This is a genomic window from Ensifer sp., from assembly GCF_031989085.1.
Lineage (GTDB): Bacteria > Pseudomonadota > Alphaproteobacteria > Rhizobiales > Rhizobiaceae > Ensifer.
In genome coordinates this window covers 13,889-32,589 of sequence record NZ_DALZXU010000005.1, presented here as the reverse complement: position 1 = coordinate 32,589, position 18,701 = coordinate 13,889, and the positions used below count along the sequence as shown (strand labels likewise).

At 63.2% G+C, this 18,701-nt stretch carries 19 protein-coding genes; 6 read left to right on the top strand and 13 right to left on the bottom strand.

Going from position 1 to position 18,701, the window contains the following annotated elements; all coding sequences use genetic code 11:
* Window positions 1–3: 3 nt before the first annotated feature.
* The 7 genes from RTP54_RS20685 to RTP54_RS20655 all read right to left on the bottom strand — a co-directional run bounded on the left by RTP54_RS20685 (window position 4) and on the right by RTP54_RS20655 (window position 7,234).
* Window positions 4–927, bottom strand: coding sequence for a DMT family transporter (locus RTP54_RS20685; protein WP_409517176.1), 924 nt, complete (start codon window positions 925–927; stop codon window positions 4–6).
* Between the two features lie 148 nt (window positions 928–1,075).
* Window positions 1,076–2,509 (bottom strand): aldehyde dehydrogenase family protein, encoded by a 1,434-nt coding sequence (locus tag RTP54_RS20680; protein WP_312365558.1) that lies wholly within the window; start codon window positions 2,507–2,509, stop codon window positions 1,076–1,078.
* A 16-nt stretch (window positions 2,510–2,525) separates the two neighbouring features.
* A complete protein-coding gene (locus RTP54_RS20675) occupies window positions 2,526–3,260 on the bottom strand; it encodes an MBL fold metallo-hydrolase (protein ID WP_312365556.1) in 735 nt (244 codons plus the stop codon).
* 4 nt (window positions 3,261–3,264) lie between these two features.
* A complete protein-coding gene (locus tag RTP54_RS20670; RefSeq protein WP_312365554.1) occupies window positions 3,265–4,365 on the bottom strand; it encodes an ABC transporter ATP-binding protein in 1,101 nt (366 codons plus the stop codon).
* A complete protein-coding gene (locus RTP54_RS20665; protein ID WP_312365552.1) occupies window positions 4,362–5,153 on the bottom strand; it encodes an ABC transporter permease in 792 nt (263 codons plus the stop codon). The genes RTP54_RS20670 and RTP54_RS20665 overlap by 4 nt, the downstream gene beginning before the upstream one ends.
* Window positions 5,153–6,016: an ABC transporter permease gene (locus RTP54_RS20660; protein ID WP_112810567.1), complete on the bottom strand. Its 864-nt coding sequence runs from the start codon at window positions 6,014–6,016 to the stop codon at window positions 5,153–5,155. The genes RTP54_RS20665 and RTP54_RS20660 overlap by 1 nt, the downstream gene beginning before the upstream one ends.
* A 123-nt stretch (window positions 6,017–6,139) precedes the next feature.
* Complete coding sequence (locus tag RTP54_RS20655; protein WP_409517181.1) at window positions 6,140–7,234, bottom strand: PotD/PotF family extracellular solute-binding protein; 1,095 nt, start codon at window positions 7,232–7,234, stop codon at window positions 6,140–6,142.
* 116 nt (window positions 7,235–7,350) lie between these two features.
* Between RTP54_RS20655 and RTP54_RS20650 the strand changes: the two genes are divergently transcribed.
* Together RTP54_RS20650 and RTP54_RS20645 are read left to right on the top strand one after the other, a co-directional pair.
* The gene (locus tag RTP54_RS20650) at window positions 7,351–7,968 is read left to right on the top strand and encodes a TetR/AcrR family transcriptional regulator (protein ID WP_112810566.1); all 618 of its coding nucleotides are present in this window, start codon (window positions 7,351–7,353) and stop codon (window positions 7,966–7,968) included.
* 43 nt (window positions 7,969–8,011) lie between these two features.
* Complete coding sequence (locus RTP54_RS20645; RefSeq protein ID WP_312365548.1) at window positions 8,012–8,404, top strand: nuclear transport factor 2 family protein; 393 nt, start codon at window positions 8,012–8,014, stop codon at window positions 8,402–8,404.
* A gap of 113 nt (window positions 8,405–8,517) precedes the next feature.
* On the opposite strand, the gene RTP54_RS20640 is transcribed toward RTP54_RS20645, so the two are convergent.
* The gene (locus RTP54_RS20640; protein ID WP_312365546.1) at window positions 8,518–8,667 is read right to left on the bottom strand and encodes a hypothetical protein; all 150 of its coding nucleotides are present in this window, start codon (window positions 8,665–8,667) and stop codon (window positions 8,518–8,520) included.
* 132 nt (window positions 8,668–8,799) lie between these two features.
* A complete protein-coding gene (locus RTP54_RS20635) occupies window positions 8,800–9,714 on the bottom strand; it encodes a transglutaminase family protein (protein WP_312365544.1) in 915 nt (304 codons plus the stop codon).
* Window positions 9,715–10,024: 310 nt separating this feature from the next.
* Here RTP54_RS20635 and RTP54_RS20630 point away from each other — a divergent pair, with 310 nt between their 5' ends.
* Entirely contained in the window at window positions 10,025–11,932 is a 1,908-nt protein-coding gene (locus RTP54_RS20630; RefSeq protein WP_312365543.1) for a PAS domain-containing protein, read from the top strand.
* Window positions 11,933–12,003: 71 nt separating this feature from the next.
* Here the strand turns inward: RTP54_RS20630 and RTP54_RS20625 are convergent, their stop codons facing one another.
* The 3 genes from RTP54_RS20625 to RTP54_RS20615 form a co-directional block, all read right to left on the bottom strand.
* A complete protein-coding gene (locus tag RTP54_RS20625) occupies window positions 12,004–12,423 on the bottom strand; it encodes a response regulator (protein WP_312365799.1) in 420 nt (139 codons plus the stop codon).
* A 225-nt stretch (window positions 12,424–12,648) separates the two neighbouring features.
* Complete coding sequence (locus tag RTP54_RS20620) at window positions 12,649–13,962, bottom strand: FAD-binding oxidoreductase (RefSeq protein WP_312365541.1); 1,314 nt, start codon at window positions 13,960–13,962, stop codon at window positions 12,649–12,651.
* Complete coding sequence (locus RTP54_RS20615; RefSeq protein ID WP_112817575.1) at window positions 13,959–15,326, bottom strand: glutamine synthetase family protein; 1,368 nt, start codon at window positions 15,324–15,326, stop codon at window positions 13,959–13,961. Before RTP54_RS20615 ends, RTP54_RS20620 begins: the two co-directional genes overlap by 4 nt.
* 122 nt (window positions 15,327–15,448) lie before the next feature.
* Here RTP54_RS20615 and RTP54_RS20610 point away from each other — a divergent pair, with 122 nt between their 5' ends.
* The 3 genes from RTP54_RS20610 (at window position 15,449) to RTP54_RS20600 (ending at window position 18,304) form a co-directional block, all read left to right on the top strand.
* Window positions 15,449–16,141: a GntR family transcriptional regulator gene (locus RTP54_RS20610; RefSeq protein WP_112810560.1), complete on the top strand. Its 693-nt coding sequence runs from the start codon at window positions 15,449–15,451 to the stop codon at window positions 16,139–16,141.
* A 227-nt stretch (window positions 16,142–16,368) separates the two neighbouring features.
* Window positions 16,369–17,022, top strand: coding sequence for an XRE family transcriptional regulator (locus tag RTP54_RS20605; protein ID WP_312365540.1), 654 nt, complete (start codon window positions 16,369–16,371; stop codon window positions 17,020–17,022).
* Window positions 17,023–17,200: 178 nt separating this feature from the next.
* On the top strand, window positions 17,201–18,304 hold the full coding sequence (locus tag RTP54_RS20600) for an aminopeptidase P family protein (RefSeq protein WP_312365539.1): 1,104 nt from the start codon (window positions 17,201–17,203) through the stop codon (window positions 18,302–18,304).
* A 76-nt stretch (window positions 18,305–18,380) separates the two neighbouring features.
* On the opposite strand, the gene RTP54_RS20595 is transcribed toward RTP54_RS20600, so the two are convergent.
* On the bottom strand, window positions 18,381–18,635 hold the full coding sequence (locus tag RTP54_RS20595; protein WP_112810557.1) for a hypothetical protein: 255 nt from the start codon (window positions 18,633–18,635) through the stop codon (window positions 18,381–18,383).
* Window positions 18,636–18,701 lie beyond the last annotated feature (66 nt).

The window sequence follows — 18,701 nt, the reverse complement described above, 5'->3', positions numbered from 1 at the left end:
GGTCTAACCGCGGCGGGCGATCAGGATGCCGACGAGTACGATCGCCCCGCCGATTGCCTGCATCAACCCGACCGGCTCGGACAGCAGGATCCAGGCGAGGATGGCTGCGACCACCGGCTGCAACAGCAGCGTCAGCGAGGAAAACGCCGGCGGCAGATAGGCGAGCGCATAGGTGATCGCCACCTGCCCGCCCGCATGGCTGACGAAGGCGAGGCCGAACAGCATAGACCAGCCGAACAGCGTCGGCGGCAACAGGGTCGGCTCGGACAGAAGCACGATCGGCAGCATGCAGATCGCCGCCGAGGCCGTGCTCCAGATCATGATCCTGATGGTGCTAAAGAGACTGCGCAGCCGGCCGATCGCCAGGATATAGCCGGCATAGAACATCGCCGCGATGACGGCGACGCCGTCGCCGAGCAGATTGCCGTCACCAAGCGCCATCGGCCCGCCCTTCAGCGTGATAACGCCGACGACCGCCGTTACCAGCCCTATGGCAAAGACGGCACTGATGCGGGCACGGAACAACAGCCAGCTCGCGAGCGTCACGAACACAGGCGCGAGGTTGGCAAGCAGCGTGGCATTGGCAACCGACGTCTTGGTCAGTGCATAGTGCCATGCGGCAAGGTCGATCGCCAGGAACACGCCGGGCAGCACCAGAAGCGCATATTCCGAGAGCTTCTCCGGCCGCCTGTCCGACGCGGGCGTGCCGCGAAACCAGGACCAGGCGAGAAGCGGGATCAGCGCCAGGGCCACGCGCCAGAAGGCCGTCGCCATCGGCCCGACCTCGGATAGCCGCACGAAGATCGGCGAGCCGCCGATCGCAGCCCCGCCGATCAGAAGGGCGGCCATGGCAAGCCGGTTATGGGACGAGGCGGTGGCGGGTGCTGGGGTCACGGCAATGTCGCTATTCTGCTGGCGGGCGATCATCGCGCCCTCGACAAGGCAGCTAGCAGAAGACCGGAGCTGGCGACAGTCGCTATAAATCGCCCGCCAGAACGAGGTCGGCCGCCGATGAGAACCACCGACGGCCGCAAGCTTGTTTCATCGCGCCACGCCGGCGCGATGTTTGGTGCCGTCAGGCAGCGTCGGGAATGTGCACGGTCTTGACCTCGAGGAAATCCTCAAGCCCGAACATGCCGCCTTCGCGCCCGTTGCCCGATTGCTTGTAGCCGCCGAACGGGCTGCCATAGCGGTGCGGCCCGCCATTGATGTGAACCATGCCGGCGCGCAGGCGCGACGCCACCCGTTCGGCCCGCTTCGGATCGCCGGTCTGCACATAGGCGGCAAGGCCATAATTGGTGTCGTTGGCAATCGCGATCGCTTCCTCCTCGCTGTCGAAGGGAATGATCGCCAGAACCGGTCCGAAAACCTCTTCGCGGGCAATGCGCATGGTGTTGTCGACGTCGGCAAAGATCGTCGGCTTGACGAAGTAGCCGGTTTCGAAGCCAGCGGGCTTGCCGGCACCGCCGACGACAAGGCGCGCGCCCTCCGCGATACCCGCCTCGATCAGCGCCTGGACCCGACCGAACTGGACGTCGCTGACGAGCGGACCGATATGGCTGCCTTCCCTGGTCGGATCGCCGACCTCGGCCTCGCGGCCGACGCGACCGGCGATCTCGACCACCTTGTCGTAGACGCTGCGCTCGACCAGCATGCGCGTCGGCGCATCGCAGGACTGGCCGGAGTTGTTGAAGCATTCGAGCACGCTGCCGGTCACCCGGTCTTCGAGGTCGGCATCGGCAAAGACGATGTTCGGCGATTTGCCGCCGAGTTCGAGCGTTACCCGCTTGACGGTTTCGGCCGCATCCTTGCTGACGGCGATGCCGGCGCGGGTCGAGCCGGTAAACGACATCATGTCGATGTCGCGGTGCTTCGACAGGGCGGCACCGGCATGGATGCCGTCGCCGTTGACGAGGTTGAAGGCGCCGGCCGGAAAGCCGGCCTCGTCGATCATCTCGGCATAGAGCATGGCGTTGAGCGGCGTAAACTCGCTCGGCTTCAAGACGCAGGTGGATCCGGTCGCAAGCGCCGGCACGACCTTGAGCGCGATCTGGTTGATCGGCCAGTTCCAGGGGGTGATCAGGCCGCAGACGCCGATCGGCTCGCGCAGGATCACGTCACCGTTCGGCAGGGTGTCGCGCATCTTCAGCCGCTTCAGCGCATCGATGAAGCCCTGCAGATGGCCGACGCCGACATCGGCCTGCTGCTCGCGCGTCATCGTCTTGGGCGCGCCGAGTTCCATGGTGATGGTCGCGACCATTTCGTCGTAGCGACGTTTATAGATCGACAACAGCTTTTCAAGCAGCGCCAGGCGCTCCTCGACGCTGGTGCGGCTGTAAGTGGCAAACGCCTTCTTCGCGGCCGCAACCGCGCGGTCGATGTCCGCCGCCGTGCCCATCGAGATCACAGCGATCGGCTTCTCGGTCGCCGGGTTCAAGACCTCGAGATCGGCAGGCGTGATCGGGTCGACCCATTGGCCGTCGATATAGAACTTCCTCTTGTCGAGCATGCGCTCCTCCTTCCCGTCAGATTGTCTTTTCCTTGTCCGCAAGCCAGTCCATGATGAGCGTGCGATAACGCTCGCCGGAAAAGCTCGGGAAATGTCCGCCATGGACGATACGCGCCGGCAGGCGCAGCAATCGTTCCATTGACGCCAGATAGTCGTCGGCATTGGCGTGGTAGGTGTCCTCGATCAGCGGCCCGTCATAGAGAATGTCGCCGGAAAAGAGCACGCCGGTCTTCTCCTCGAAAAGCGCGATGCCGCCGGGCGAATGGCCTGGTGTGTGGATCACCTCGAACACCCGGTCGCCGAGATCGATATGATCGCCATCTTCGAGCAGCCGCGTTGCCGGCGCCGCCTTCACCGCATAGGTCGAGGAGAGATAGGGCTCCGGCGGCAGCGCATCGAAGATTTCGTCGGCGACATAGGGATCGGCCAGCGTATTCACGCGCGTCGGATGTGCCAGCAGATCGGCTTCCGCCGCATGCACGCAGCGGCACTCGAATTCGTGGTGGCAGCCGATATGATCGAAATGGGTGTGGCTGGCGACTGCCGTCAGGGCGCGTTCGGTGACCAGTGGCACCCATTCGCGCAGCGAGACCACGCCCATGCCGCTATCGACCAGCATGTCGCTGTCGCGACCGCGCACATGCCAGATGTTGCAGCGATAGAACTCCCGGATGAAGGGTTCGCAGATGGAGGTGACATCGTCGTCGAGACGCGTCACCTGGTACCAGTCTTTCGGAGCAATTCGCCGCATCTTGCTAAAGGGTTCCGCTTGCCGCCGGCAAGGCTACGACGTCGGCCGCCCGCACCGCAAGGGGGACAATCTCGCCATCGCGCACCTCGGCCGATTGCGGCAGATGCGCCACCAGCGCATCGCCGTCGCTGGCGCAAGGCTGCAGGTGGCAGCGGTAGTGCGTGCCGAAGAAGGCGCTGCCGGCAACCTTGGCATCGCCGAGAACGAACATCGGTTCGCCGGATTTATCCGCGCCGCGAAAATGTTCAGGCCGGATGGTCAGCGTGATCGCGTCGCCGGCCTTGGGCGCGGCAGCGGTGAAATTGGCGGCGGGAAGCGCCAGGCTGCCGAGCGAGGTCTCGACCTCGGCGCACGCTGCGTCCGCGGTCTTCACGCGGCCGGGGACGAAATTGACCTCCCCCATGAAGCCCGCCGAAAACAGCGAACGCGGCCGCATGTAGATCTGCGACGGCGGGCCGAAATCCTCGATCCGCCCCTGGTTCATGACGACGATCCGGTCGGCGATCGCCATCGCCTCCTCCTGGTCGTGGGTGACATGCACGAAGGTTGTGCCGACCCGCTTCTGGATCGCCTTCAGCTCGTCCTGCATCTGGCGGCGAAGCTTCAAGTCGAGCGCGCCGAGTGGTTCGTCGAGCAGCAGCACTTCTGGGTCGACGGCAAGCGCGCGCGCCAGCGCCACGCGCTGGCGCTGGCCACCGGAAAGTTCGTGGGGCCGCTTGCCGGCCGACGCCTTGAGGCCGACGAGGTCAAGGAAGCCGAGTGCCTTTTCGTCGCGCTCGGCCTTGCCCAGGCCGCGCATCCGGAGCCCGAAGCCGACATTGTCGGAGAGCCGCATATGCGGAAACAGGGCATAGTCCTGAAACATCGTCGTCGTCGGGCGCTTGGACGGCGTCACGAACGTCATGTCGTTTTCGCCGATCACGACGCGTCCCGAGCTTGGCGACAGGAATCCGCCGAGGATCGAAAGCAGCGTGGTCTTGCCGCAGCCCGAGGGGCCGAGCAGCACGATGAACTCCCCTGCCCGGATATCGAGCGAAACGCTATCCAGCGCCGTGAAGTGGCCGAAGGTCTTGCTGACGTTTTCGATCGAAACGGGAGCGGTCATTGTTTCTTCGTCCTTCCGAACAGGGAAAACTCGAGGATCAGCAGCAGCGCCACCGAGGCGAGGAAGACCAGCGAGCCGATGGCATTGGTCTTGGGGTTGAGGCCGGAACGCAGCATGCTCCAGATCTCGACGGGCAAGGTCACGTCGAAGCGAGACAGCAGGAAGGCGATGATGAACTCGTCCCAGCTGAAGGTCACCGACAGGAAGAAGGCCGCAAGGATCGAGGGCATCAGCATCGGTGCCGTCACCAGCGCCATCACCTTGAAATCGCTGGCGCCGAGATCGCGCGCAGCCCGTTCGATGTTGATCTGATGATCGCCCATCGAGGCATAGATGATCGCAAAGCAGAGCGGCAGATTGATCACCACATGGCCGATGCCGACCGTCAGGAGAGACAGCGGCATGTGCAGCGCGTTGAGCAGCGAAAGCAGCCCGAGCGCGATGATCAGATAGCTGACCGTCATCGGCGCAATCAGCAGGCCCCTTTGCAGGGCCGAGCCGGGCAGCTTGTAGCGCGCCAGCGAATAGGCAGCGAGAAATCCGAGAACGCAGGAGACCACGGAGGAAGAGATCGCGACGAGCATCGAATTGCCGAGTGCTGCCATCAGCTTGCGGTCGGCAAAGACGGCCTCGTACCATTGCGTGGAGAAGCCGTTGAAGGGCGGCACCGGCAGGCGCCCGTCCTGGAAGGAAAACAACACCAGCACGGCGACCGGCAGGAAGATGAAGGCATAGACGAGAGCAAGGTAGGCCCAGGACAGACCACTGACGAAAACTCTGCGCAGCATCACGCCCTCTCGATCTTCAGCCAGCGGGCGCAAGCCACGTAGGCGATGGTGACAGCCAGCATGAGAATGATCGACAGCGCCGCCGCCATCGGGAAATCGGCGCGCCGGCCGAGCTGCAGCATGATGATCTGAGGCAGCACCAGCTCGTTGTTGCCGCCGAGGATCTGCGGCGTCACGTAGTCGCCGATGCACAGAACGAAGGTAAGGAACGCGCCGGTCATGATGCCCGGCAAGGTCAGCGGCAAGATCACGTGCCAGAAGGTCTGGAAGGCGTTGGCGCCGAGGTCGGCGGCCGCGCGGCGATAATTCGGCGAGAGCTGGATCAGGTTGGAATAGATGGTCAGCGTCAGGAGCATGACGAAGAAATGCACGAAGCCGATGACCGTTGCGGTGCGCGTGCTGGCAATCTCCAGCGGTTCGGCGATCAGGCCGACGCCCGTCAGCATCTGGTTGATGACGCCATTCTTCGACAGCACCAGCAGCCAGGAGTAGGAGCGCACGACATAGGAAGTCCAGAACGGCAGGATCGCGAGGATCAGCGCCATGCGCTGGAACCGCTTCGGCACGCGCTCGGCGATGATCCAGGCGAGCGGATAGGCCAGGAGCACCGAAAGCACCGTGACGATAACGGTGATTTCGAGTGAATTGACCAGCCCCTGCAACAGGGCGTTCTCGGAGAAGAAGCGCACGTAGTTGTCAAGGTTCCAGACACGGACGATCTCGCGCCCTTCGCGCTTCCACAGGCTCATCGCCGCCATGAACAGGAAGGGGACGACAAAGAAGGCGAGCGTCCACAGCAGCGCCGGTGCAGCAAAGCCCCAGGCCTTTCGGCGGTCGGCATCTTCAAGGGTGGTCGCAGTCATGAAAGCTCCAGATATATGCGCCGCTAGAAGGTGCTGGACGCAGTCCACCGTCCCACGGGCAGGTGGGGCGGCGGTCAGGCTGAAGGTTCGGCGACCGCTGCAAGCGCTCGCCGCGCGTCGGGTTTACTGTTGCAGCATTTCCGTCCAGGCGTCCTGGAACTGCTGGTCGAGTTCGGTCGACGGGATCGGGTAGAGCTGCGTCTTCTTCAGGTATTCGGCCTGTTCGTTGAAGCGCAGCGCCGCCTTCTGCTGGTCGCTCAAATGCTCGCCCGCCTTCATGTTTGCCGGCATCGCCCAATAGCAGGAGGATGTGGCGAGCCGTGCCTGGCCCTCGGGGCTGACGATATACTGCACGAATTTGAGCGCCAGATCCTGCTTGGCGGAATCCTTCATAACGCCGATCGACTGCGCCCAGCGCACGGCGCCCTGCGCCGGGATGGTCCAGTCGAGGTTCGGCTTGTCGGCCGACAGCACGGCCGTGATCCACTCGCCGCCGCCGACCAGAATATCGACTTCGCCCGTTGCAAGCGCCGTCTGCGAGGAGACGACGTCGCTGACCTGCTTCGACATCGCGCGCATATCCGCCAGCTTCTCCTTCAGCGCCGGCATGTCGGCCTCTGAAAGCTCTGCGGTCTTCTTGCCAAGGCTAAGGCCGGCAAGCCCGATCATCGGCAGGTAGTAGTCATAGAGCGCGATGCGCCCCTTGTATTTGTCCGAAAAGACCACCGAGAGGTCCTGCATGTCCTTCGGATCGACCTTGGACTTGTCGTAGGAAACGGTGTTGTAGCCGAACTTTTCCGTGACGGCATAGGTCTTGCCGTCCTTCGTGTTGTTGGCCTCCATCCGCACTTCGGGGAAGATGTCGGCGGTCGGAAGCGCATCGGCCGGCATTTCGGCGAGCAGGTCGAGATCGATGGCGCGGTGAACATCGACGCCGTCGATGACGAGCACGTCCCAATCGCCGGGGCGCGACTGGTCGAGGATGGAAAGCGCGGCGCCCGTTCCCTCATAGACCTTTAGATTGACCTTGACGTCGTTGGCCTTTTCGAACGGCTCGACGAGCGCCGGATCCGTGTGATCGCACCAGACGAGTGCGTTCAGTTCCTCGGTGGCGAAAGCCGGCGCCGGAACGGAGACGAGCGAGGCGGCGACGATCGCGCCCGCGGCGACCGAGGAGAAAAACCGGCGCAGGTTCGCGCCGTCATGAAATGACTGCATCATGCTGTTGCCCTCTTGTTTGACGCTCATTCCGGCGTCTTCAAAAAAAGATTGAATGAATTCATTTTTTAAGTCAATCTCAAATTTGAGGACATTCAGAATTAGAGGAAATGCACATGACGGGGCTGCGCGCACGGCAGAAAGCCGACCGGAACAGACGCATCCTGGACGCTGCGGCACTCCTGTTTCGCGAAGTCGGCTATGACAGCGCCCGTATCGAGGACATCGCTGAGCGTGCCGAAGTGTCGGTCGGAACCTTCTACAATTACTATGAAAACAAGGGCGACATCCTGGTCGCCACGGTGTCGATGGAGGTCGAGGAAGTGCTCGCCGCCGGGCGCACCATCGTCGACAATCCGCCCTCCTCCGTCGAAGGGGCGCTGCAGGCGCTGATCGGTCAATATTACGATCACTCGCTCGTCTATCTCTCCAAGGAGATGTGGCGCACGGCCATGGCGATCTCGATCCAGCAGCCGGAAAGCCCTTTCAGCAAGCGCTATACCGAGCTCGATCGACGGCTTTGCGACCAGGTCTCGACGCTCATCCAAAAGCTGCAGATCAAGGGCCTCGTCGCGCCCGGCATCGACGTTCGCGCCGTCGGCGAAATGCTGTTCAACAATCTCAACCTGATGTTCATCGAATTCGCAAAGGACGAGGCGATGCCGCTCGGTGAACTCAAGGCGCGCGTCACCCGGCAAAACCGGCCGATCGCGACGCTGATCGCCACCCCCTGATCCAGGCCGACCACGATCCAACCCAACCAAGAAGAGAGACACGATGCAGGATTTCGAACTGCAGGTGCTTGCCGCCGCCGACCGCCTCGTTGAAGCCTTTGCCCGACACGACGCGGACGCCTATTTCTCGGCTTTTGCGCCCAATGCCACGTTCATTTTCCACAATCTCGACCGCCCCTTGCGCAGCCGGGCGGAATACGAGGCGGAATGGGCGTTGTGGGAGACCCGCGACGGCTTCCGCGTCCGCGGCTGCCAGTCCAGCGACCGACACGTGCAGGTGATGGGCAACGTCGCCGTCTTCACCCACGGCGTTCGCACCGATCTTGAAATCGGCGGCGAACCCCTGACGTCGGAAGAGCGAGAAACGATCGTTTTCGAGCGGGATGGGACGGGCGCCTGGCTGGCGGTTCACGAACATCTGTCGCGTGTCGGCTAAGCGTTTCCGGGGAAATCGCGATGCCGTGCTCCGTCAGGATGTCGGTGAAAACAGAGAGATGGAATGTGTCCGCGCTCCGCCAGGGCCGGAAGCGCTATAGCCGCCGCGATCGTTCAGAGCGCGCCGACAACAACTGCAGAGATGAAACAGAACGCAGCGACGAAGGCGATCGCATGCGGAAACAGACTGATCGGCGAGCGGCGCGGTGCGGCCGGCGCATAAAACGCATATCGGGACTGGATCGTCGGTTTCGCAGCGTTCATCGCGTCTCTCCGTCGTTCAGGTCGGGAACAGGACCGTTAATAGTCATGTTCTCCGATATTCTCGATTGGGTTTATAGATATTATTTTCTCCGTTCTACCCCGAAAGTGAAAAATCGTCCGCGAGTATCCCCCTCAGTGCCGATCGCGGTCGCGTTCCTGCACATGCCGGGACCAGCTCTCGCTGAACCATGGCGTCAGCAGCGACACGTTTGCCTCGCGATGGGAGCGGGTGAGACCGACGTCGGATTCAACGCAGGTCCACACCGTAAACGCCGTCAGTTCGTGTTTTCCGAAGGTCTGGATCAGCGGAATGTCGGCGGCGTCGCGGCCACGGGCAACAGCGATGCGCCCTGCCCTGCGCACATTGTTCTTGGCGTCGAACGTATACCAGCGGTCACCGAGGAAGACCTCGAACCAGGCATTGAAATCCATCGGCGCCACCCGCTCCCCGGTCTCGAGGTCGGCCATGTAGCCGTTGACGTAGCGCGCCGGCATGTTCATGCAGCGGCAGAGCGCGATGGCGAGATGCGCATAGTCGCGGCTGACGCCGAGCCGATCCTCATGCGCCTCTAGCGCCGTTCGCATCGCCTGGGCATAGCCGTAACTGAACACAAGGCGTTCGTGCACGTAATCGCAGATGGCCTGCACGCGCGCAAAGCCGGGCTCAGTCTCCCCGAAAAGCCTCCAGGCCAGCGCGCCCAGCCGATCGGTCTCGCAATAGCGGCTAGCGGCAAGATAAGGCAAAGTGTTCGGCGGAAGGCGCTCGACAGGCACGGCCTGCGCCAGGGGATCGGAGAGGTCGGGCCGACCGTCGTCTTCAATGACGGCGTCGTAGCTCAGCTTGAAATCACCCTCCGGTGCGATCAGGCGCAGGCAGGTGTTCTTGTGCGGGTCTACGACCTCTTCCATCCTGACGATCGGCACCGTGACAGGCCCGCGCTCGCGTTTGATGTCGGCGCGCCGTTCGGCGACGACGGAAAGATAGGTCATCATCGGCGTCGGGTTTGGGCAGCGTATGCCGATCTCATAGCCAAAGCGTATGAACATCTCCAACCTCCCTCGTTCGACAGGAATGTTTCGCGGATCCTTTTGTTCCCTCGATCGAGGGCAACACAGGTGCCGCGGGCACACACGAACAGACACCGGAATAGAGATCCGCAGCAGCGATGATCAGGCTAATTCTACCCTCGAACCAAGCAGGCAACAATCGCTTTCACACGCGCCTGTGGGCGCGGAGTGCTGCGCCACGCCGTTGCGTCAGGAAAGTGCGACAAAGCCCCATGACATCTGGCGAAACTCGCCTATATTGGCGCGAAAGCGGCAGAAATGCCGACAAATCAAATATTTGGAACTGTCGATGACCGCCCCTTTGTTCCCGAAGGCCGACACCAGACCGCCCGGAAAACTTGGCTTCAGCAAGACGTATTCCCTCTTCCAGGCTTTCGACTGGGCCGATACGACACTCGGACCGGTCGCCACCTGGCCGGCGGCGCTGACGATGACCATCAGGATGATGCTCGCCTCGCCGGTTGCAATGGCCGTCCTCATCGGTCGCGACGGCGTGATGATCTACAACGACGCCTATATCGAGATCGCCGGCAAGCGCCACCCCGACTGTTTTGGCCGCTCCGTTTTTGCGACATGGCCCGAGGTCGCCGCGTTCAACCGGCAGATCATCGCCGACGTCTTTTCCGGAAAGACCGCGTCCTTCGAGGACGCGCCATTGACGCTCTATCGCAACGGCGCAGCCGAGGACGTGTGGCTCGACCTCGACTACAGCCCTGTTGTCGACGACGACGGTAGCACGATCGCGGTCCTTGCCATTCTCGCGGAAACGACCAAGCGGGTGAAAGCGGAAAAATCCCTTCGCGACAATCAGGAACGCCTGTCGCTGGCGCTTAGCGCCTCCGGTGTCGTCGGCATCTGGGACTGGCACGTGCAGGAAGACCGGGTCTACGCCGACGAACGCTTTTCCGATCTCTTTCACGTGCCGCGCGAAACCGCCCGCCACGGTGCGCCGATCTCCGCCTATCTCGCGTCTATCCACGCGGACGATGTTGCCGGCCTTGAAGCCGCGATGAAGCGGGCGATCGAAACGGGAGAAAGCTTCACGTCGGAGTATCGCATCGTCCAGCCGGAAGGTGGCGTGCGCTGGGTGCTTGCTGAAGGGCGGCCGGCACGCGACGAGACCGGTGCCTGCATCCGCTTTCCCGGCGTCGCCGTCGATATTACCGAGCACCGGCAGGCAGTCGAGGCCCACGCCCGCTCCGAGGCTGCCTTTCGAACGCTCGCGAACGCCATGCCGCAAATGGTCTGGTCGACCCGTCCTGACGGCTATCACGACTATTACAATGCCCGCTGGTACGAGTTTACCGGTGTGCCGGAAAATTCGACCGATGGCGAAGGCTGGAACGGCATGTTCCACGAAGAAGATCAGGCGCGGGCCTGGGCAAGCTGGCGCCACTCGCTCGAAACCGGGGATCCCTACCAAATCGAGTATCGCCTGCGCCACCGCAGCGGTGTCTATCGCTGGGTCCTCGGCCGCGCCCTTGCGATCCGGGACGATCGCGGGCGGATAACCCGCTGGTATGGCACCTGCACCGACATCCACGACGCCAAGATGGCCGCAGCAGAGCGGGAGGTCGTCGCCCACGAACTCAGCCATCGTATCAAGAACATCTTCTCGGTGCTCAGCAGCATCATCAGCCTTTCCGCGCGTTCCAATCCGGATGCCCAACCCTTTGCGCTGGAACTGCGCAAACGGATCGAAGCGATGGGTCGGGCCCATGACTTCGTGAGACCACACAGTCAGGCGTCGCGTCCGGTGCCGGTGGAACAGTCGATCTTCGGGTTGATCCAGGAATTGCTCGTTCCCTATGGCAACGCCGAGGACCGCATCAGCGTGAGTGGCGAAGACATCCAGCTCGGCGACAGCGCCGCCACGCCGTTGGCGCTTCTGTTGCATGAACTGGCGACCAATGCTGCAAAGTACGGAGCGCTTTCCGGCGATACCGGTAGGCTCGCCATCAGCGGCCGGCAGCAGGAGGCCGATTACATTCTGGAATGGCGCGAGCACGACGGGACAGGCGTGGTCGACCAACCCGATCAGGAAGGTTTCGGCTCGCGGCTGATGAAGATCAGCGTCGAGGGGCAGCTCGGCGGCAAGCTGGTCAGGCGCTGGGAGAAGGATGGAGTTCACGTCACCGTGACAATGCCGCGCGCGGCGGTGACGCGAACCAACCGGCTTTCCGGACAACGGGATTGAAACCCCGTCGGGCCGGCAGCGACGTCGCTGCCGAACCGTGCCGGATCACCGGTGCCGGCACAAACCAGGGCTCAGGCGAAAAGCTTCAGGCGCTCCGGCGGCTGGGCGTCGAGCGTGCGCCTGCGCGCCACTGCATAGCTGACGGCCTGCTTCATCTCATGGTCGGCAACGGGCTTGCTGATGACGCCGACCGTGCCGGGCACGCCGTCGCCAAGCTGGGCGGGATTGGCTGTCATGTAGAGGACGGTGATACCGTGTTCGGCGGCAAGCATGCGTCCGATATCCTTGCCGGTCGGCCCGTCCCTCAAATTGAGATCGACCAGAGCCACCTCCGCCATCGGAGCCAGGCTGATCGCGGTTGCCTGATCGGCGGCGATCCCCACCGGGCTATGCCCGAGTTCCGAGACCACGTATTCGATTTCGGTCGCAACGAGAAACTCGTCTTCGACAATCAGTACTCTGCAAGCCATGTCAATTTTCCAACGCTTCACTTTGCGGCATAAACGGAACCGTCTCCCAAGGTTCCGGTTATATGCCTGTTGAACTTCAAGCGGTACAACGCGCCATTGTCCAGCCGGGTTCCCGCTGTTTTCAATCGCGACGCGCCGTCCTGCACAAAAGGGAAGCCCGAGCGATGCACGCATGCGTCCAGGCGGCAGGTAACGATCCCTACCGCCATCTTGTTCCGGCCAAATGAAAAAATTCTGAACCCGGCGCTACAGGCCGACGGCATCCTTGAAGGAATACCACCAGGAGCCGATCGTCGAATACTGAGCGCGGAACATCCGCCCGCCCGGGAACGGATACCAGGGCAGCTTCTCGAACACATCGAAGCGCGTCGCGTCACCGTCGATCGCCTCGGCAAGCGTGCGGCCGAACAGATGCGATCCGGTGACACCGTGGCCGCTATAGCCATGGGCGAAATAGGTGTTCGTCCCGATGCGGCCCATCTGCGGCACGCGGGTAAACGACAGGGCGAAGTTGCCGCTCCAGGCATAGTCGATCTTGACGCCCTTGAGCTTCGGAAAGACCTTTTCAAGATTGGGCTTGAGCTTGGCCACCACGTCGGCGGGGTCGGTGCCGCCATAGACGGTGCCGCCGCCGAAGATCATGCGCTTGTCGGCTGACAGCCGGAAATAATCGAGAATGTAGCGCACATCCTCGACGCACATGTCGCTCGGGATGAGCGAATGGGCGAGCGCCTCGCCGAGCGGCGCGGTGGTGATCATCTGGGTCGAGACCGGCATGACGCGCGAGACAAGCTTCGGCACTGCATCGCCAAGATAGGCGTTGCCGCAAAGGACGACGATCCTCGCCGACACTTCGCCGTCGGCGGTATAGACCGTCGGCCGGACCGCTTCGTGATCGACGCGCGTCACCGGTGATTGTTCGTAGATCGTGCCGCCAAGGCTTTCGAGCGCGCGCGCCTCGCCGAGCACCAGATTGAGCGGATGCATGTGGCCGCCTGTTGTGTCCAGCATGCCGCCGCAATAGGCGTCCGACTTGACGAACTTGCCGAGCGCGTCGCGGTCGAGAAGCTGATGGTCGTCCATGCCGTACTTGCGCCAGAGCGCCTGCTTGGCTTCCAGCTCCTTCATGTGTGCGGGCGTGTAGGCGGCATAGATGTTGCCGGGCTTCAGATCGCAGTCGATCTGATACTGGCTGACGAGCCGCCGGATGATCTTGCCACCCTCCTGCACGAGCCCGCCGACGAAGCGTGCCGCATCTTCGCCGTAGCGGCGCTGGATGGTCGCAAGGCTGGCATTCAGGCCGTTGACCACCTGGCCGCCATTGCGCCCCGATGCGCCCCAGCCGACCTGCGCGCCCTCGACGACGACGACCTTATAGCCTTTCTCGGCCAGGTGGATCGCTGTCGACAGGCCGGAATAGCCGGCGCCGACGACGCAGACATCGGTCTCGACGCGACCTTTCAGCGAGACCGGCGTGCGGATGATGTTGCGGGAGGCGGCGTAGTAACTGGTGGGATAGCTGCCGTCGCCGGCATAGGATTTTTGGCTTTTCATCATCATACGATTTCCAGATAGGCGCTGAATTCATAGTCCGTGACCTGCTCGGCAAACCCGGCGATCTCCTGCCGCTTGCAGGCGATCAGCATCGAGCGCAGCACGGGATCGAAGATCTCGGCGGCAATCGACCCAGCCTCGAAGGCATCGACCGCCTGCCCCCAATCGGCAGGAATTTTGGGCAGTTTCTCCGCCGCATAGGCCCGGCCCGACACCGGCGCCGAAGGTTTCCACTTGTTGCGGATACCAACCAGTGCCGCGCCGAGGATCGCGGCGATGACCAGATAGGGATTGGCATCGGCACCGGCGACCCGATGCTCGATGCGCCGCGCCGCCGGGCTTCCGCCTGGGATGCGGATCGCCGAGGTGCGGTTCTCGTAGCCCCAGCATACCGCCGTCGGCGCATGTGTATCGGGCCGCAGGCGGCGATAGGAATTGAAATGCGGCGCGAACAGCAGCGTCGTTTCCGACATTCCGCGCAGCAAGCCAGCGACCGCATTCTTCAGGACAGCCGATCCCTCGTCACTGCCGTCGTTGAAGACATTGTTGCCCTCCGCGTCGAGCAGGCTGAAGTGAATGTGCATGCCATTGCCGGAGCGGGTGCCATAGGGCTTGGCCATGAAGGTCGCCGCCAGGCCGTGCTTGCGGGCAACCCCCTTGACGATGCGCTTGAAGAAGATCGCATCGTCGGCCGCCTTCAGGGGATCGTCCGTGTGCAGCAGGTTGATCTCGAACTGGCCGATGCCGTTCTCGGCGATCGCCGCGTCCGCCGGCACGTTCTGCCGCGCGCATTCCTTGTAGACGTCGGAGAAGAACTCGCCGAAATCGTCGAGCTCGTCGATCGACAGGATCGCGTCGGAATCGAGCCTTTTGCCGGTATAGGGCGAGATCGGCGGCACCGCGCTGTCGGGCTCCGGGTCGATCAGGTAGAATTCCATTTCGGTCGCGACCACCGGCCGCAAGCCCAGCTCCTCGTATTCGCGAACGATGGCCGCCAGAGCCTGGCGCGGATCGGCGAGAAACGGCTTGCCGTCCTCGAGCTGCAGCCAGAGCGGCACCAGCGCACTCGGCCGCGAGGTCCAGTTGACCGGCAGCGCACCGCGCCCGGTGACACCGCAGATACCGTCGCGGTCACCGCTCGCAAACACCTGCTCGCTGTTGATGATGTCCTCGCCCCAGACATCGACGCCGACGATCGACAGCGGCATGCGGATGCCGCCGCCAAGCACTTTGGCGGCCTGCTCCACCGGCACGCGCTTGCCGCGCATGATGCCGTTGAGGTCGCAGACCACCGCCTGGATGCTTTCGATCGGGCCGTTCTGCTCCAGCCAGGCCTTGAAGGCGCTCGGGTCTTCCGCGTCGAGGGACATATCGCAAATCTCATTTTGTGATCACATTTTTGCAAAATTGACATAATCCAGGAGTTGGAGTCAACCTCAGCCGATGGTATCAGCCCGCAACCATCGCCGCGTCGCCGAAGGAGCCTGCCGATTTGAAGACCACAACTCTGCCGCTGTTCGACCGACCGGAAGGCATGACCACCCATGACTACGCCTTTGCCAGGCTCCGCCAGGCCATCATGGTCGGCAGCTTTCGCCCCGGCACCTCGGTGACGATCCGTGGCCTCGCTGAAGCGCTCGAAAGCAGCCCGACACCGGTGCGCGAGGCGCTGCGGCAGCTGACCTCCATCGGCGCGCTGCAATTCCTCGAGAACCGCCGCATCGTCGTGCCGCGGATCACGCCGGCCCGGTTCGAGGAGCTGATCTCGTTGCGCATCGCGCTCGAAAGCCACGCCGCCCGCCGTGCTGTCGCTCACCTCTCCGAGCGGCAGATCGAACGGATCGCTGCAATCGACGACAGCATCGAGGACGAAATCAACCGGGGCGACCAGGTCGCGGCGCTGATCGCCAACCAGGCCTTCCATCGCACGATCTACACCGCCAATCCCGATCAGATCGTCATGCCGCTGATCGAAAGCGTCTGGCTACAGCTGGGACCGATCCTCGGCATCGCCATGGAGCATGTCAGCGAACTCTACGTCGTCGACCGTCATCGCGAGGCGATCGAAGCCCTGCGTCGCCGCGACGAAGATGCGGTCGCAGACGCCATCGCCGCAGACATTCGCGAGGGCATCGGCGGCTTCGACCAGCAGGCCGTCGCCCACCTTCTGAAGTTGGCTGCCTGACTTTCGAACCTTGCGACTGCCGCGAAATTTTAGTGACACTAAAATTTCCGTTGACAAGGTGCCGATCCCGCAGCAAGTTCCAGAAAACGCAGGCGCAAAGCCCTGAAATCCCTGAGGATATCGGAGCATGCCGGCGTGCGTCCGCGCAGGAGGTCACGTCCCCACGCGGCGATGTGGGACGGGGGATTTCAAGGGTGCATTCGCAGTCTCAGCCAGATGATCCGACATTGGCCCTGCCCCCGCTCGGCGACCGGCTGCGCGAGCGGCGCAAGGCGTTGAAACTGACCCTCAAGGAGGTCGCCGACCGGGCGGATTTCTCCGTCGGCTTCATCTCCCAGATCGAGCGCGGCATCACCGTACCCTCGCTGACGTCGCTGGTCGCGGTCTGTCGGGTGCTCAAGGTCGAGGTCGGCACGTTCCTCAACTCGCCGCGGATGGCCTCGCCCTTTACCCGTCACGACCAGCGCCGCGCCTATGCGCTGGCCGGCTCTCCTGACAGCAATGTCGCCTATGAGCGTCTTTCGGCCTCGTTTCCAGGCAGCATTCTGCGCGGAACCGTGGTGCATACGCCGCCCGGACACCGCAGCGAGGCGATGACCCACGAGGGCGAAGAAATGTTCTTCATCCTTCAGGGTGCGCTGACGATCGAGATCGATGGCGAACAGACGGTGCTGGAAACGGGCGATTCCGCCCATTTTCTTTCGGGCCTCACCCATCTCACCTGGAACCACACCGCCGAACCGACCGTGATCCTTCACACCTGCACGATGGACGTGTTTGGCGACGCGCAATCGACAGAAACGCCAGAAGGCGCTTTCGCGGTGACCCGCGCCGAAGATCGCCGCAATGCCGCGGCAAGTCCAGGCAAAGGCGCCGGATAGGCCCGCCGCGGGCCGCAGCGCAATCCCGTCGGCGATTGCGCCCTTCAGAATGCCACCTTTCGCCCGGCCGCCTTGGCCCGGCGACCGCCGCGCGTCGTTCGACGCCCGAACACGAGACCGGCGCGCGGCCCCAAACTTCACTCAACTCAACCCAGCCAGAACCAGAACTGGAAAGACCATGACAGAACAGACCAAAGCACGCTTCGCCGCCCTGCGCACCAAAATGAACGAAACCGGCAGCGGGCTGGTCGCGCTCGCCCCGGGATCGCACATGGATTGGCTGATCGGCTATCACCCGCACCCGGACGAGCGCCCCTGCCTGCTGCTCATCGGCCCGGAAAAAGAGGCCTTCCTGATGCCGGCGCTCAACGCTGAAGGAACCCGCGAGCACACCGACATTGCATTCCACAACTGGGCCGATGATACCGGCCCGGCCGACGCCCTGACGGCCGCGCTTGCCGATATCGGCGCTGCGGCACCCGGCGGCGTGGTGATCGACGAGACGATGCGCGCCGATTTCGCGCTGCTGCTGATCGATGCGCTGCCCGCAGACACGGCCCGCGCGTTCACGCAGGAAACGCTCGGCGCGCTGCGCATGCGCAAGGACAAAAGCGAATACGATCTCCTGAAGATGAATGCCGGAATTGCCGACCGCGCCATGCAGGCCGCCTTCGCCAAGATCCGCCCGGGCATGACCGAAAAGGAACTGGCAGCGGAAATCCGCGCGCACTTCGCCTCCGAAGGCGCGGCACCGGCCTTCTGGATCGTCGGTGCCAGCGGCAACGGCGCCTTCCCGCACCACTCCGCCAGCGAGCGCGTGATTGCCGAAGGCGATGCCGTGGTCATCGACATCGGCGGCCGCAAGCAGGGCTTCCCGAGCGACATCACCCGCATGGCAATCGTCGGCCGCGCGCCGGAAGGTTACGGCCAGATCCACACGATCGTCGAGCGCGCCGTCCAGGCGGCGCTGAAGGCCGCCCGCCCTGGCGTTCTTGCCAAGGAAGTCGACGATGCCGCCCGCAAGGTGATCGCAGATGCCGGCTATGGCGAGTACTTCGTCCACCGCACCGGTCACGGCATGGGCATCGACGGCCACGAGCCGCCCTATATCACCGCCACGTCGGAAACGGTGCTGGAAGAAGGCATGGTGTTCTCGATCGAGCCCGGCATCTACCTGCCGGGCCGCTTCGGCATCCGGCTCGAGGATATCGTCATCCTGCGCGCCGATGGCCCGGAAGTCCTGTCGTCGCTGTCGCGCGACGTTCACGTCGCACAGATCTGAGACGACATTGGTGGCGCCTTCGGGCGCCACTTTTCTGTCCGCGTCCCACCAGCCTTGGCTGGATGACGCAGCTCTGTTACCGGGTCGGCTGCTTGCGACCCGTCTGCGGGCGATTGCCGTTCGCATCCTTGCCGCGACGCGGCACATAGGCCGGCTCGCGCTGTTCGGCCGGCGGCCAGATCCAGTAGTGACCATAGGGCTTGCGCTGGATGCCCTCGTAATACTCGCCCTTTCTGGTGCGCATCTGCGCTTCCGCATCGCCCGCGGCAGCCACCAAAGCAAAGAACACGCCGGCTATGGCGACGGCGAACACATATCCTGATTTCAGCATCTTCTGGCTCCTTGCCTCCTGTCTACGCCTGCTCGCGGCACGGTCAACCGCCAAAGACTTTATAAG

Bases quoted from the DNA above. Each gene is read 5' to 3' on its own strand.
- RTP54_RS20660 (WP_112810567.1), bottom strand. From the start codon at position 6,016: ATGACTGCGACCACCCTTGAAGATGCCGACCGCCGAAAGGCCTGGGGC.
- RTP54_RS20685 (WP_409517176.1), bottom strand. From the start codon at position 927: ATGATCGCCCGCCAGCAGAATAGCGACATTGCCGTGACCCCAGCACCC.
- RTP54_RS20675 (WP_312365556.1), bottom strand. From the start codon at position 3,260: ATGCGGCGAATTGCTCCGAAAGACTGGTACCAGGTGACGCGTCTCGAC.
- RTP54_RS20615 (WP_112817575.1), bottom strand. From the start codon at position 15,326: ATGTCCCTCGACGCGGAAGACCCGAGCGCCTTCAAGGCCTGGCTGGAG.
- RTP54_RS20655 (WP_409517181.1), bottom strand. From the start codon at position 7,234: ATGCAGTCATTTCATGACGGCGCGAACCTGCGCCGGTTTTTCTCCTCG.
- RTP54_RS20665 (WP_312365552.1), bottom strand. From the start codon at position 5,153: ATGCTGCGCAGAGTTTTCGTCAGTGGTCTGTCCTGGGCCTACCTTGCT.
- RTP54_RS20635 (WP_312365544.1), bottom strand. From the start codon at position 9,714: ATGTTCATACGCTTTGGCTATGAGATCGGCATACGCTGCCCAAACCCG.
- RTP54_RS20620 (WP_312365541.1), bottom strand. From the start codon at position 13,962: ATGATGATGAAAAGCCAAAAATCCTATGCCGGCGACGGCAGCTATCCC.
- RTP54_RS20650 (WP_112810566.1), top strand. From the start codon at position 7,351: ATGACGGGGCTGCGCGCACGGCAGAAAGCCGACCGGAACAGACGCATC.
- RTP54_RS20640 (WP_312365546.1), bottom strand. From the start codon at position 8,667: ATGAACGCTGCGAAACCGACGATCCAGTCCCGATATGCGTTTTATGCG.
- RTP54_RS20645 (WP_312365548.1), top strand. From the start codon at position 8,012: ATGCAGGATTTCGAACTGCAGGTGCTTGCCGCCGCCGACCGCCTCGTT.
- RTP54_RS20600 (WP_312365539.1), top strand. From the start codon at position 17,201: ATGACAGAACAGACCAAAGCACGCTTCGCCGCCCTGCGCACCAAAATG.
- RTP54_RS20595 (WP_112810557.1), bottom strand. From the start codon at position 18,635: ATGCTGAAATCAGGATATGTGTTCGCCGTCGCCATAGCCGGCGTGTTC.
- RTP54_RS20670 (WP_312365554.1), bottom strand. From the start codon at position 4,365: ATGACCGCTCCCGTTTCGATCGAAAACGTCAGCAAGACCTTCGGCCAC.
- RTP54_RS20680 (WP_312365558.1), bottom strand. From the start codon at position 2,509: ATGCTCGACAAGAGGAAGTTCTATATCGACGGCCAATGGGTCGACCCG.
- RTP54_RS20630 (WP_312365543.1), top strand. From the start codon at position 10,025: ATGACCGCCCCTTTGTTCCCGAAGGCCGACACCAGACCGCCCGGAAAA.